Origin of the sequence: Streptococcus sp. FSL E2-3488 (assembly GCF_038003585.1) — a bacterium.
Classification (GTDB): domain Bacteria; phylum Bacillota; class Bacilli; order Lactobacillales; family Streptococcaceae; genus Streptococcus; species Streptococcus thermophilus.
This window is the reverse complement of sequence record NZ_JBBOPL010000001.1, coordinates 1,390,363-1,406,845: the sequence shown is the minus strand read 5'-3', so window position 1 is coordinate 1,406,845 and position 16,483 is coordinate 1,390,363. Positions and strand designations below refer to the sequence as shown.

The following is a 16,483-nucleotide window of genomic DNA, read 5'->3' as shown; positions in this document are numbered from 1 at the left end:
TAAAACAATTTATAAGGGGGTTATTACTCATATGCGAGGGAAACAACAAGATTTTCGAACAGAGAAGTACATTCGTTACGGTATTCGTAAGTTCAGCTTTGGAGCAGCATCAGTAGCAATTGCTGTTGGTTTAATGTTCTTAGGTAATGGCGTAGTATCAGCGACGGAAGTACAATCAGCTGAAACAGCTATTACAACATCTGCTTCTAGTCAAGGTGACAAGGAGACGGAAAAGGCTGAGCCTAAAGCAGAAACAGTAGAAACTGTGAAGCCAGAAACTGTGAGTCCAGAGACTATGAAGCCAGAAACTGTGAATCCAGAGACTGTGAAGCCAGAAACTGTGAATCCAGAGACTGTGAATTCAGAGACTATGAAGCCAGAAACTGTGAATCCAGAAACTGAAAAAGCTACAGAAGTGAAATCAGAAGTTGCAGCTACAAAGGCAGCAACTAAAGCAACTCTAGCGAATACAGATGCTAGTCAAGCCGATGTAGATGCACAAGCAGAAACTGTATCAGCTTTGAGCACAGCTGTAACTGAATCAAATACTGCTGAAAAGAAATTAAGACCAACTGAAATTTATACAACTAATGGTACTCCAGGTACCGCCGGCACTGCAGTTAAGACAAATGCAAAGTATGCAAATTCTGTGGAAACAGTGGATAATAACAAGCGTGGTAATAGAGAGAATACAGATTCTATTAACCAAAGACGAAGAGTCAAAAGAAGTGCAATAGATACAACTAAGTTTGCTCAAAACTACGATAGAAAGGTATTGTCAGGTTCAGTTACCAATACGGGTTTCTCAGTTAGTGATCCAGATTATCCATCTGGAATGTGGATTGATCCAGATAAATCTCATTACAGTTATGAATGGGTGCAAACATATTATGGAAACCAGATTGTTCTTTCAACTAATCGAACGGGCGATGGAATTGTTTATGTAACGGAATTATCGCCATCAAATAAAGTTTTAAAACAATACACTTTAAATCAAAATACTAAGGTACCATCTGCTGTATTTGATAGTATTACCTACTATAATGATACTTATTATGCGATGGTTGAAAGTTTAAGAGATCCTCTTGCTGTTAAATATATTGTTAGTAAATATGATACTGGCTACTACAATAAACTATCCTATATGGTACCCAAATTGATCACACAAACAACCTATTTTGTTGATAAAGATGGCAAGCAAATCACCGACAGTAATGGTAATCCGGTTGTTCCTTATACACAAAAAGGGTTAGTTGGCCAAAAATATACGACGAGTCCCATACTTATAAATGGTTACTATGCTACTGCACCTTCTAATTCAAATGGCGTTATGTCACCATTCGGAGAGATTGGTGCTAGTTATGTTAAAGACTTTCATGATGGAATAGTTGTTACTTACACTCAGACTGGTTCAGATGGAACAATGTCTGCTTCAATTGCTCAAGATGGAAAAGTTCTCAAGACATATACAAATATAAAGCCCTCAGATCCTGTGATAAAGTATCAAGTAGGTTATACGACAGTCGCAATTAAAAATCCATATATTCCACAAACCTCTGATGTTAAGTATGTTTACAGAAAGCTCGGCAACTGGGTCGTCTCTAATCCTGATGGCTCGACAAAATCAATTATTTATCCCAATGATCCTATTGACCCTACTAAGATTGCTGATTCATCTGTGCCTGGTTACCCGTTTATTGATTTTCTTCCTGGCTATACACCTAAAGACCATATGGGGACTCCTTTGGTGCCAGTTGATCCCGATGACCGTACTAAGGGCTATATTCCGCCAATACCTTCTGATATTGGTAAAGATACAACGATCACCTATACAGCAGATACTCAAAAAGCAACAGTAACTTATGTTGTAGAAGGAACAGGAACAGTACTTCACACAGATAACCTAGAAGGTAAATCTGGAGAACCAATTGATTACTCAACAGTAGCTAAGCTTGCTGAACTTAAAGCTCTAGGGTATGACCTCGTAACTGATGGATTCACAACAGCTACAGATAAGAACTTCGATAAAGATACGAAAGTAGATCAAAGCTTTGTAGTAACGGTTAAACCACACGTTGAACCAATCAAACCAGTAGATCCAGAAAATCCAAATGATCCAAATAAACCAAAACCAGGTGATCCAATCGATCCTAACAACCCTGATGGACCAAAATGGACAGAAGATCTCATTAAACAGATTGATACAACTCGCCACGTGAACCGTACAATCACATCCGTTAACGAAAAAGGTGAGGAAGTAGCTCAGAAAGTAACAGATAAAGTTACATTCACTCGTGAAGGTAAGATTAATTCTGTAACAGGTGAAATCACTTACGGCAACTGGACAGCTAAAGATGGAGATACAACATTCGATAAAGTTGAATCACCAGTAGTTCAAGGCTACATCCTGAAAGATGCTAAACAAAAAGAAGTAGCAGCTACAACAGGATTAACGGTAGACTCTAAAGATGAAAATATCGAAGTTGTCTACACTAAACTTGGTTCATGGGTACCAAAAGTACCAGAAGGATTCGAGGAACCAAAACTTGATAAACCTCAATATCCAAACGATCCAACAGATCCAACAAAACCAGGAACACCAACAACAGTGATTCCTCAAGTGCCAGGAACAACTCCAAAAGATTCAAATGGAAACCCACTGAAACCAGTAGATCCAAACGATCCAAGTAAAGGATATGTTCCACCAACACCTGAAAACCCAACAGAAGATACTGTAATCACTTATGAGAAAGATTCTCAAAAAGCAACAGTAACTTATGTTGTAGAAGGAACAGGAACAGTACTTCACACAGATAACCTAGAAGGTAAATCTGGAGAACCAATTGATTACTCAACAGTAGCTAAGCTTGCTGAACTTAAAGCTCTAGGGTATGACCTCGTAACTGATGGATTCACAACAGCTACAGATAAGAACTTCGATAAAGATACGAAAGTAGATCAAAGCTTTGTAGTAACGGTTAAACCACACGTTGAACCAATCAAACCAGTAGATCCAGAAAATCCAAATGATCCAAATAAACCAAAACCAGGTGATCCAATCGATCCTAACAACCCTGATGGACCAAAATGGACAGAAGATCTCATTAAACAGATTGATACAACTCGCCACGTGAACCGTACAATCACATCCGTTAACGAAAAAGGTGAGGAAGTAGCTCAGAAAGTAACAGATAAAGTTACATTCACTCGTGAAGGTAAGATTAATTCTGTAACAGGTGAAATCACTTACGGCAACTGGACAGCTAAAGATGGAGATACAACATTCGATAAAGTTGAATCACCAGTAGTTCAAGGCTACATCCTGAAAGATGCTAAACAAAAAGAAGTAGCAGCTACAACAGGATTAACGGTAGACTCTAAAGATGAAAATATCGAAGTTGTCTACACTAAACTTGGTTCATGGGTACCAAAAGTACCAGAAGGATTCGAGGAACCAAAACTTGATAAACCTCAATATCCAAACGATCCAACAGATCCAACAAAACCAGGAACACCAACAACAGTGATTCCTCAAGTGCCAGGAACAACTCCAAAAGATTCAAATGGAAACCCACTGAAACCAGTAGATCCAAACGATCCAAGTAAAGGATATGTTCCACCAACACCTGAAAACCCAACAGAAGATACTGTAATCACTTATGAGAAAGATTCTCAAAAAGCAACAGTAACTTATGTTGTAGAAGGAACAGGAACAGTACTTCACACAGATAACCTAGAAGGTAAATCTGGAGAACCAATTGATTACTCAACAGTAGCTAAGCTTGCTGAACTTAAAGCTCTAGGGTATGACCTCGTAACTGATGGATTCACAACAGCTACAGATAAGAACTTCGATAAAGATACGAAAGTAGATCAAAGCTTTGTAGTAACGGTTAAACCACACGTTGAACCAATCAAACCAGTAGATCCAGAAAATCCAAATGATCCAAATAAACCAAAACCAGGTGATCCAATCGATCCTAACAACCCTGATGGACCAAAATGGACAGAAGATCTCATTAAACAGATTGATACAACTCGCCACGTGAACCGTACAATCACATCCGTTAACGAAAAAGGTGAGGAAGTAGCTCAGAAAGTAACAGATAAAGTTACATTCACTCGTGAAGGTAAGATTAATTCTGTAACAGGTGAAATCACTTACGGCAACTGGACAGCTAAAGATGGAGATACAACATTCGATAAAGTTGAATCACCAGTAGTTCAAGGCTACATCCTGAAAGATGCTAAACAAAAAGAAGTAGCAGCTACAACAGGATTAACGGTAGACTCTAAAGATGAAAATATCGAAGTTGTCTACACTAAACTTGGTTCATGGGTACCAAAAGTACCAGAAGGATTCGAGGAACCAAAACTTGATAAACCTCAATATCCAAACGATCCAACAGATCCAACAAAACCAGGAACACCAACAACAGTGATTCCTCAAGTGCCAGGAACAACTCCAAAAGATTCAAATGGAAACCCACTGAAACCAGTAGATCCAAACGATCCAAGTAAAGGATATGTTCCACCAACACCTGAAAACCCAACAGAAGATACTGTAATCACTTATGAGAAAGATTCTCAAAAAGCAACAGTAACTTATGTTGTAGAAGGAACAGGAACAGTACTTCACACAGATAACCTAGAAGGTAAATCTGGAGAACCAATTGATTACTCAACAGTAGCTAAGCTTGCTGAACTTAAAGCTCTAGGGTATGACCTCGTAACTGATGGATTCACAACAGCTACAGATAAGAACTTCGATAAAGATACGAAAGTAGATCAAAGCTTTGTAGTAACGGTTAAACCACACGTTGAACCAATCAAACCAGTAGATCCAGAAAATCCAAATGATCCAAATAAACCAAAACCAGGTGATCCAATCGATCCTAACAACCCTGATGGACCAAAATGGACAGAAGATCTCATTAAACAGATTGATACAACTCGCCACGTGAACCGTACAATCACATCCGTTAACGAAAAAGGTGAGGAAGTAGCTCAGAAAGTAACAGATAAAGTTACATTCACTCGTGAAGGTAAGATTAATTCTGTAACAGGTGAAATCACTTACGGCAACTGGACAGCTAAAGATGGAGATACAACATTCGATAAAGTTGAATCACCAGTAGTTCAAGGCTACATCCTGAAAGATGCTAAACAAAAAGAAGTAGCAGCTACAACAGGATTAACGGTAGACTCTAAAGATGAAAATATCGAAGTTGTCTACACTAAACTTGGTTCATGGGTACCAAAAGTACCAGAAGGATTCGAGGAACCAAAACTTGATAAACCTCAATATCCAAACGATCCAACAGATCCAACAAAACCAGGAACACCAACAACAGTGATTCCTCAAGTGCCAGGAACAACTCCAAAAGATTCAAATGGAAACCCACTGAAACCAGTAGATCCAAACGATCCAAGTAAAGGATATGTTCCACCAACACCTGAAAACCCAACAGAAGATACTGTAATCACTTATGAGAAAGATTCTCAAAAAGCAACAGTAACTTATGTTGTAGAAGGAACAGGAACAGTACTTCACACAGATAACCTAGAAGGTAAATCTGGAGAACCAATTGATTACTCAACAGTAGCTAAGCTTGCTGAACTTAAAGCTCTAGGGTATGACCTCGTAACTGATGGATTCACAACAGCTACAGATAAGAACTTCGATAAAGATACGAAAGTAGATCAAAGCTTTGTAGTAACGGTTAAACCACACGTTGAACCAATCAAACCAGTAGATCCAGAAAATCCAAATGATCCAAATAAACCAAAACCAGGTGATCCAATCGATCCTAACAACCCTGATGGACCAAAATGGACAGAAGATCTCATTAAACAGATTGATACAACTCGCCACGTGAACCGTACAATCACATCCGTTAACGAAAAAGGTGAGGAAGTAGCTCAGAAAGTAACAGATAAAGTTACATTCACTCGTGAAGGTAAGATTAATTCTGTAACAGGTGAAATCACTTACGGCAACTGGACAGCTAAAGATGGAGATACAACATTCGATAAAGTTGAATCACCAGTAGTTCAAGGCTACATCCTGAAAGATGCTAAACAAAAAGAAGTAGCAGCTACAACAGGATTAACGGTAGACTCTAAAGATGAAAATATCGAAGTTGTCTACACTAAACTTGGTTCATGGGTACCAAAAGTACCAGAAGGATTCGAGGAACCAAAACTTGATAAACCTCAATATCCAAACGATCCAACAGATCCAACAAAACCAGGAACACCAACAACAGTGATTCCTCAAGTGCCAGGAACAACTCCAAAAGATTCAAATGGAAACCCACTGAAACCAGTAGATCCAAACGATCCAAGTAAAGGATATGTTCCACCAACACCTGAAAACCCAACAGAAGATACTGTAATCACTTATGAGAAAGATTCTCAAAAAGCAACAGTAACTTATGTTGTAGAAGGAACAGGAACAGTACTTCACACAGATAACCTAGAAGGTAAATCTGGAGAACCAATTGATTACTCAACAGTAGCTAAGCTTGCTGAACTTAAAGCTCTAGGGTATGACCTCGTAACTGATGGATTCACAACAGCTACAGATAAGAACTTCGATAAAGATACGAAAGTAGATCAAAGCTTTGTAGTAACGGTTAAACCACACGTTGAACCAATCAAACCAGTAGATCCAGAAAATCCAAATGATCCAAATAAACCAAAACCAGGTGATCCAATCGATCCTAACAACCCTGATGGACCAAAATGGACAGAAGATCTCATTAAACAGATTGATACAACTCGCCACGTGAACCGTACAATCACATCCGTTAACGAAAAAGGTGAGGAAGTAGCTCAGAAAGTAACAGATAAAGTTACATTCACTCGTGAAGGTAAGATTAATTCTGTAACAGGTGAAATCACTTACGGCAACTGGACAGCTAAAGATGGAGATACAACATTCGATAAAGTTGAATCACCAGTAGTTCAAGGCTACATCCTGAAAGATGCTAAACAAAAAGAAGTAGCAGCTACAACAGGATTAACGGTAGACTCTAAAGATGAAAATATCGAAGTTGTCTACACTAAACTTGGTTCATGGGTACCAAAAGTACCAGAAGGATTCGAGGAACCAAAACTTGATAAACCTCAATATCCAAACGATCCAACAGATCCAACAAAACCAGGAACACCAACAACAGTGATTCCTCAAGTGCCAGGAACAACTCCAAAAGATTCAAATGGAAACCCACTGAAACCAGTAGATCCAAACGATCCAAGTAAAGGATATGTTCCACCAACACCTGAAAACCCAACAGAAGATACTGTAATCACTTATGAGAAAGATTCTCAAAAAGCAACAGTAACTTATGTTGTAGAAGGAACAGGAACAGTACTTCACACAGATAACCTAGAAGGTAAATCTGGAGAACCAATTGATTACTCAACAGTAGCTAAGCTTGCTGAACTTAAAGCTCTAGGGTATGACCTCGTAACTGATGGATTCACAACAGCTACAGATAAGAACTTCGATAAAGATACGAAAGTAGATCAAAGCTTTGTAGTAACGGTTAAACCACACGTTGAACCAATCAAACCAGTAGATCCAGAAAATCCAAATGATCCAAATAAACCAAAACCAGGTGATCCAATCGATCCTAACAACCCTGATGGACCAAAATGGACAGAAGATCTCATTAAACAGATTGATACAACTCGCCACGTGAACCGTACAATCACATCCGTTAACGAAAAAGGTGAGGAAGTAGCTCAGAAAGTAACAGATAAAGTTACATTCACTCGTGAAGGTAAGATTAATTCTGTAACAGGTGAAATCACTTACGGCAACTGGACAGCTAAAGATGGAGATACAACATTCGATAAAGTTGAATCACCAGTAGTTCAAGGCTACATCCTGAAAGATGCTAAACAAAAAGAAGTAGCAGCTACAACAGGATTAACGGTAGACTCTAAAGATGAAAATATCGAAGTTGTCTACACTAAACTTGGTTCATGGGTACCAAAAGTACCAGAAGGATTCGAGGAACCAAAACTTGATAAACCTCAATATCCAAACGATCCAACAGATCCAACAAAACCAGGAACACCAACAACAGTGATTCCTCAAGTGCCAGGAACAACTCCAAAAGATTCAAATGGAAACCCACTGAAACCAGTAGATCCAAACGATCCAAGTAAAGGATATGTTCCACCAACACCTGAAAACCCAACAGAAGATACTGTAATCACTTATGAGAAAGATTCTCAAAAAGCAACAGTAACTTATGTTGTAGAAGGAACAGGAACAGTACTTCACACAGATAACCTAGAAGGTAAATCTGGAGAACCAATTGATTACTCAACAGTAGCTAAGCTTGCTGAACTTAAAGCTCTAGGGTATGACCTCGTAACTGATGGATTCACAACAGCTACAGATAAGAACTTCGATAAAGATACGAAAGTAGATCAAAGCTTTGTAGTAACGGTTAAACCACACGTTGAACCAATCAAACCAGTAGATCCAGAAAATCCAAATGATCCAAATAAACCAAAACCAGGTGATCCAATCGATCCTAACAACCCTGATGGACCAAAATGGACAGAAGATCTCATTAAACAGATTGATACAACTCGCCACGTGAACCGTACAATCACATCCGTTAACGAAAAAGGTGAGGAAGTAGCTCAGAAAGTAACAGATAAAGTTACATTCACTCGTGAAGGTAAGATTAATTCTGTAACAGGTGAAATCACTTACGGCAACTGGACAGCTAAAGATGGAGATACAACATTCGATAAAGTTGAATCACCAGTAGTTCAAGGCTACATCCTGAAAGATGCTAAACAAAAAGAAGTAGCAGCTACAACAGGATTAACGGTAGACTCTAAAGATGAAAATATCGAAGTTGTCTACACTAAACTTGGTTCATGGGTACCAAAAGTACCAGAAGGATTCGAGGAACCAAAACTTGATAAACCTCAATATCCAAACGATCCAACAGATCCAACAAAACCAGGAACACCAACAACAGTGATTCCTCAAGTGCCAGGAACAACTCCAAAAGATTCAAATGGAAACCCACTGAAACCAGTAGATCCAAACGATCCAAGTAAAGGATATGTTCCACCAACACCTGAAAACCCAACAGAAGATACTGTAATCACTTATGTTCCAGTACCACAACCTGTAAGACCTACAGATAATGGAGATAATAATGGAACTCCAACAACTGCAGCTCAACCAGCATCACCTTCTACACCTCAATATATGGATGGCAAACGTGAACTTCCAAATACAGGTACAGAAGATAATGCTAGCCTAGCAGCACTTGGACTTCTCGGAGTATTGAGTGGATTTGGTCTTGTAGCTCGTAAGAAGAAAGAAGATTAATCTTTCTAATTGATACGATTTGTTTGCAATGAACATATCTTCCTTAAAACTGATGAATCGAATGATTCATCAGTTTTTTTACTTTATCTATGAAAGGAATATGTGCACATTGAACTAAAGGAAGTATATGTAATTTAATTGAAATAAAATTATACTAATTTATTCTTGGTAAAAATACAAAAATATATAATGGTAGTGTAAAATAAGTTGTGTAAACACAAAAAGGAATAAATCCGTTATAGTAGAGTTGCAAAACATTACTAGAAAGAGATTTATTCCTATGACTCAGTTTACCACAGAACTACTTAACTTCCTAGCCCAAAAGCAAGATATTGATGAATTTTTCCGTACTTCTCTTGAAACAGCAATGAATGATCTGCTTCAAGCAGAGTTATCAGCCTTTTTAGGGTATGAACCTTACGATAAATTAGGCTATAATTCTGGGAATAGTCGTAACGGAAGCTATGCACGGAAATTCGAAACCAAATATGGGACTGTTCAGTTGAGTATTCCTAGAGATCGTAATGGGAACTTTAGTCCAGCTTTGCTTCCCGCTTATGGACGTCGAGATGACCACTTGGAAGAGATGGTTATCAAACTCTATCAAACCGGTGTAACGACTCGAGAAATTAGTGATATCATCGAGCGAATGTATGGTCATCACTATAGTCCTGCCACAATTTCTAATATCTCAAAAGCAACTCAGGAGAATGTCGCTACTTTTCATGAGCGAAGCTTAGAAGCCAATTACTCTGTTTTATTTCTTGACGGAACCTATCTCCCCTTAAGACGTGGAACCGTTAGTAAAGAATGTATTCATATCGCACTTGGCATTACACCAGAAGGACAGAAGGCTGTTCTTGGATATGAAATCGCCCCAAATGAAAACAATGCTTCTTGGTCCACCCTGTTAGACAAGCTTCAAAACCAAGGAATCCAACAGGTTTCTCTTGTAGTGACCGATGGCTTCAAGGGGCTTGAACAGATTATCAATCAGGCTTACCCATTAGCTAAACAACAACGTTGCTTAATTCATATTAGTCGAAATCTAGCTAGTAAAGTGAAACGAGCAGATAGAGCGGTTATTCTGGAGCAATTTAAAACGATTTATCGTGCTGAAAATTTAGAAATGGCAGTGCAAATTTTAGAGAACTTTATCGCCGAATGGAAACCAAAGTATAGGAAAGTCATGGAAAGTCTGGAGAATACGGATAATCTTTTAACTTTTTATCAGTTTCCCTACCAGATTTGGCATAGCATTTATTCGACAAACCTCATTGAGTCTCTTAACAAAGAAATCAAACGTCAAACGAAAAAGAAGGTTCTTTTTCCTAACGAGGAGGCTCTGGAACGTTATTTAGTTACCCTGTTTGAAGATTATAATTTCAAGCAAAATCAACGCATCCATAAAGGGTTTGGCCAATGTGCTGACACACTTGAAAGCTTATTTGATTAACATTCTTCAACTCTACTTGAGTGTTTACACATAATTATTGACAGTATCTATATAATCTCTTCAGGAAACTAAACTGAAAATTGAATTCTTAATTTATTATAATAAATATCATATATTGAGTGTAATTGGGATGGCTATAAACCTTATAAAAAGCTTCTCAACGCCTATGAAACACTTTAAAAAGTTGAATATGGAAATTAGTATTCTAAGTAGCAAGCAAAGATGGTTGCTGGATTGCGTAAAATTGATTTAGACGATGTAACTTTAGAAGTATTAACTAATTGGCGTGAGTTCAAGTGTAAAATGACGAAGATGATTATGTTTTAGCTCGATTTGGCAATCCCTTATTTAAATCAATTATTTGCCGTATTATTAAACGACAGGCTGAGATTGTGGATGTTTAAAGGAATCCTAGAAAAGGCTTGAGTTATAGTCATTCATATTATCTTCTTAATGTTCCTAAGATATGTCCCCTATATGTTTCACATAGACTAGGTCACACTGATAAATCAGTGACTTAAAATGCTTATAGTCTTTGGTATCATAATGATGTAATCGGGATTCTGGAAAGATCACTCAAAATATTTTACAATCAAATATTCTTTAGTATCCTTCCAAAAAATTGTCAAAATGTAAATTCATTAAATAAATTCAGCAATATCAGTAATTAGAATCAGTCTGCTTCAGGTACTCTTAAAATAATAAGGTAACGACTCAAGTCGCTTAATAAAGAAAACCAGGGTGTAAGCCCTGCTTTTTTCTATTGCTTTTAATATTTTCATTTGTTAGAATGTAGGTAATTTGCGTGCTTGTCACGCCCTTTTTATGTGCTTTTTAAGGTATTGAAAGTTAGTATCCGATTCTTGTGAACCTAAAAGTATAGCTAAATGAAGAAGAAAAAGGGGGAATTTATGGCTTATATTTGGTCTTATCTCAGGCGTTACCCTAAGTGGCTAGCGATGAATTTTACGGCAGCTATTTTATTTGTTATTGCTAACCTGGGTCTGCCGACGGTTCTCGCCAGAATGATTGATGAGGGAATTAACCGTGGGGATGCTGACAAGCTTTATACCTATGCTTGGGTCATGTTTGGTGTGGTCTTAACTGGTATTGTTGGTCGTGTGCTTTTGGTCTATGCGGTTGGTAAGTTGACGACTACTATGGTGCAGGTCATGCGTAATGATATCTACGCCAAACTTCAGGAGTATTCACACCATGAGTACGAACAAATTGGGGTATCTTCTTTGGTGACTCGTATCACGTCGGATGCTTTTGTTCTCATGCAGTTTGCAGATCAAGTCCTCAAGTTGGGTGTTATCACTCCTTTGATGATGGTTTCCAGTGTCTTTTTGATTTTGACGACAAGTCCATCTTTGGCTTGGATTGTGGCAATCTCCTTGCCTTTACTAGCTGTAGTTGTCTGGTATGTGGCGGTAAAAACGCGTCCGCTTTCTGAAAAACAACAGGCAACTCTCGACAAGATTAACCAGTATGCTCGTGAAAATCTGACTGGACTTCGTGTCATCCGTGCTTTCGCTAGAGAAGATTTCCAAGAGAAGAAGTTTGCCTCTGAAAATGCTGTCTATGCAGATAATTCAAGCAAGCTCTTTAAATTGACTGGTTTAACAGAGCCACTTTTTGTACAAATCATCATCGCTATGATTGTGGCTATTGTTTGGTTTGCCCTAAATCCATTAGGTTCTGGAACTCTGGCAATCGGGGACTTGGTTGCCTTCATTGAGTACAGTTTCCATGCACTATTATCCTTCCTCTTTCTAGCTAATCTCTTTACCATGTATCCTCGTACAGCGGTATCTAGTGAACGTCTGCAGGAAATTATGGATATGCCGATTTCTATCAATCCAAATGAAGATGGCGTGACAGAAACCGAGACTAGGGGATATTTGGAATTTGACAATGTGACCTTTGCCTATCCCGGTGAAACTGAAAGTCCTGTCCTACACAACATTTCTTTCAAAGCTAGACCAGGTGAAACCATTGCCTTTATCGGATCTACGGGTTCAGGAAAATCATCACTTGTACAGTTGATTCCACGCTTTTATGATGTAACACTTGGACGCATTCTTGTTGATGGTGTAGATGTCCGTGACTACAATCTTAAGGCTCTTCGTCGTAAGATTGGCTTTATCCCACAAAAAGCCCTACTCTTTACAGGGACTATCGGTGAAAATATCCGTTATGGTAAGGAAAATGCCAGTCATGAAGAATTGAATCAAGCCACTGATGTGGCTCAAGCCAAGGAATTTATCGAAAGTAAGGAAGAACGCTATGATTCTCACTTGGCTGAGGGTGGTAGCAACCTTTCTGGTGGACAGAAGCAGCGTTTGTCAATTGCACGTGCTGTGGTTAAACGTCCTGACCTTTACATCTTTGATGATTCCTTCTCTGCCTTGGACTACAAGACTGATGCGACCTTGCGCCGTCGTCTAAAAGAAGTGACCCAGGATGCGACAGTCTTGATTGTGGCTCAACGTGTGGGAACCATTATGGATGCAGATCAGATTATCGTTCTTGATAAGGGTGAAATTGTTGGTCGTGGCCGTCACGAAGAGCTCATGGAAAGTAATGAGATTTACCGTGAGATTGCTAATTCACAATTGAATCAAAAGAGTCTTACGGAAGACTAGAAGGAGGTGAAAATGAAGGATAATAAAAAGAAAACAACTCATTCCTCAAGTTTTGGCCGCCTTTGGTCATACTTGCAGGTTTATCGTTTCCCACTTTACTTAGCTATTTTCCTGAAAATTATTAGTGTCATCATGAGTGTTATTGAGCCGGTGGTCATTGGTTTAGCCATTACGGAACTGACTAAAAATACACTGGACATCATTAAGGGGGTAGCAGGTGCTCATATCAACGTGTCCTACGTTGGTTTAGTTTTGGTCTTTTACCTCTTGCGTGGTCTCATCTATGAGTTGGCTTCTTACTATTCCAACTATTTTATGACCAATGCTGTGCAAGCAACGGTTCAGGATATGCGAAATGAGATGATTGAGAAAATCAATCGTACCTCAGTGTCATACTTTGATAAGCAACAATTTGGAGACCTTTTGGGTCGCTTTACTAGTGACGTCGAGACAGTTTCAAATGCCTTGCAGCAGTCATTCTTGCAGGTTGTCAACGCCATCTTTACTCTAGCCTTGGTTATTGGGACAGTGCTTTACCTTAATCTTCAGTTGGGAGCTGTGTTTGTTATCACTATTCCGATTTCTTACTTTGGTGCTCGCTTCATTATGAGTAAGTCTCAACCTTACTTTAAGCAGCAGGCTGATGCCCTAGGTACTCTTAACGGTTTTGTTCAGGAAAATCTGACTGGTTTCAATGTGATTAAACTTTTTGGGCGTGAGGGTAGATCATTAGACGACTTTAAAGAAATTACGGAAGACCTTCAAAAGGTAGGTTTTAAGGCCAATTTCATTTCAGGCCTCATGATGCCTTTCCTTAATGGTTTATCTGACTTGACCTATCTAATTGTTGCCGTCCTAGGTGGTTTGCAAGTCTTGGCTGGTCGCTTGACGATTGGTAATATGCAGGCTTTCGTTCAGTACGTTTGGCAGATTAATCAACCTATTCAGAACTTGACTCAGCTGGCTGGACAATTGCAGAGTGCTAAATCTTCCTTGGACCGTATTTTCCAACTGATGAATGAACCAGACGAGGCTAATGATGCTACTGAGGTGCTTGAAGGAGATTTAACTGGTCAAGTTATCTTTAATCATGTGGACTTCCAGTATGTAGCTGATAAACCTTTGATTCGTGACTTTAATCTTGAGGTTAATCCTGGTGAAATGGTGGCTATTGTCGGTCCTACCGGTGCTGGAAAATCAACTATTATCAATCTTCTCATGCGTTTCTATGATGTTACTGCAGGTTCTATCTCGGTTGATGGTCATGATATACGCAACTTGTCGCGTAAAGATTATCGTAAACAGTTTGGTATGGTGCTTCAGGATGCTTGGCTCTTTGAAGGAACTATCAAGGAAAATCTTCGTTTTGGTAATCTTGAGGCAACTGATGAAGAAATTGTTGAAGCAGCGAAGGCTGCCAATGTGGATCACTTTATCCGTACGCTGCCTGGTGGCTACAACATGGAAATAAACCAGGAATCAAGTAACATTTCACTGGGACAAAAGCAACTTTTGACCATAGCCCGTGCACTTTTGGCTGACCCTAAAATCTTGATTTTGGACGAGGCAACCTCATCAGTTGATACCCGTCTGGAACTCTTGATTCAAAAAGCCATGAAGACACTTATGCAAGGTCGAACAAGTTTTGTCATCGCTCACCGTTTATCAACAATCCAAGAAGCAGACAAGATTTTGGTCCTTAAAGATGGACAAATCATCGAACAAGGGAACCATGAATCCCTCCTTGCAGATAAAGGTTTCTATTACGATTTGTATAATAGTCAATTTGCAGAGAAATAAACAAAAAAATCCACCAGTTCATAACTGGTGGATTTTTTCTGAATGTGATGTGCAGTAAGAGAGACTTCCCCTGTAAGAGAAGTCTCAACATCACTATTTATTTTTCCGAAGGTCGTGTTACGAACATGGCATCTCCGAAACTGAAGAAGCGGTAGCGTTCTTGGACGGCGTGTTTGTAGGCCTCTAGGACGAATTCACGACCAGCAAAGGCTGAAACCAACATCACCAAGGTTGACTTTGGAAGGTGGAAGTTGGTTGAAAAGGCATCTACGACTGTGAATTGATAACCTGGTTTGATAAAGATATTGGTCCAGCCCGAGTCGGCTTGGAGTTGGCCATCATATTTATTTCCAATTGTTTCCAGTGTTCGGATTGAGGTTGTCCCTACTGCAACAATGCGACCTCCAGCAGCTTTGACACTATTGAGGGTATCGGCCGCTTCTTGGCTGAGGGTGTAAAATTCTGAGTGCATTTCATGCTCGTCGACATTATCGACAGAAACAGGTCGGAAGGTTCCTAGTCCAACGTGGAGGGTGAGGTAGACCAATTTTACGCCTTTAGCTTCAATTTTTTGAAGTAACTCAGGTGTGAAATGGAGTCCAGCTGTTGGAGCAGCGGCAGAGCCATTTTCCTTGGCATAGACCGTTTGATAACGATCGCGGTCTTCCAATTTTTCATGGATATAAGGTGGCAGTGGCATCTCGCCTAAGCTTTCCAAAACCTCAAGGAAGATACCGTCGTAGCTAAATTCTACGATACGTCCGCCGTGATCCAGTTCCTTAGTGATAGTGGCAGTCAAGCGACCATCACCAAAACTGACTTTAGCACCTACTTTAAGGCGTTTGGCTGGTTTGGCCAAAACTTCCCATTGGTCACCTTGGGTATTTTTCAAAAGGAGAAATTCTACATGGCCGTGTGTATCAGTTTTTTCACCGTAGAGGCGGGCAGGAAGCACGCGCGTATTGTTCATGACCAAGGCATCTCCAGGGTTAAGCTGATCAATGATGTGGTCGAAGTGGGTATCAGTCATTTCCCTAGTTACAGGATCAATGACTAAGAGTTTAGAGGCGTCACGTTGTTCCAATGGGGTTTGGGCAATTAGTTCTTCTGGTAGTTCAAAATCAAAATCGTTTGTATTCATTTGTTTCCTCGTTTAAAAATTTTCAGCCTTTTTATTATAGCACGATATAGGGCGACAGTCATTAA

The 16,483-nt window shown here is 39.3% G+C and carries 5 protein-coding genes; 4 read left to right on the top strand and 1 reads right to left on the bottom strand.

Features of this window, described 5'->3' with window-relative positions:
* The first annotated feature begins 31 nt into the window (after positions 1 to 31).
* The 4 genes from MHH90_RS07180 (at position 32) to MHH90_RS07165 (ending at position 15,277) form a co-directional block, all read left to right on the top strand.
* On the top strand, positions 32 to 9,373 hold the full coding sequence (locus MHH90_RS07180) for a mucin-binding protein (protein ID WP_340725918.1): 9,342 nt from the start codon (positions 32 to 34) through the stop codon (positions 9,371 to 9,373).
* A 280-nt stretch (positions 9,374 to 9,653) separates the two neighbouring features.
* Positions 9,654 to 10,829: an IS256-like element IS1191 family transposase gene (locus tag MHH90_RS07175; protein ID WP_340725732.1), complete on the top strand. Its 1,176-nt coding sequence runs from the start codon at positions 9,654 to 9,656 to the stop codon at positions 10,827 to 10,829.
* Between the two features lie 911 nt (positions 10,830 to 11,740).
* Complete coding sequence (locus MHH90_RS07170; protein ID WP_014621319.1) at positions 11,741 to 13,477, top strand: ABC transporter ATP-binding protein; 1,737 nt, start codon at positions 11,741 to 11,743, stop codon at positions 13,475 to 13,477.
* 12 nt (positions 13,478 to 13,489) lie between these two features.
* The gene (locus MHH90_RS07165; RefSeq protein WP_011680872.1) at positions 13,490 to 15,277 is read left to right on the top strand and encodes an ABC transporter ATP-binding protein; all 1,788 of its coding nucleotides are present in this window, start codon (positions 13,490 to 13,492) and stop codon (positions 15,275 to 15,277) included.
* Between the two features lie 97 nt (positions 15,278 to 15,374).
* On the opposite strand, the gene queA is transcribed toward MHH90_RS07165, so the two are convergent.
* Positions 15,375 to 16,418, bottom strand: a complete 1,044-nt coding sequence (gene queA, locus MHH90_RS07160; protein WP_024009787.1) for a tRNA preQ1(34) S-adenosylmethionine ribosyltransferase-isomerase QueA — start codon at positions 16,416 to 16,418, stop codon at positions 15,375 to 15,377.
* Positions 16,419 to 16,483 lie beyond the last annotated feature (65 nt).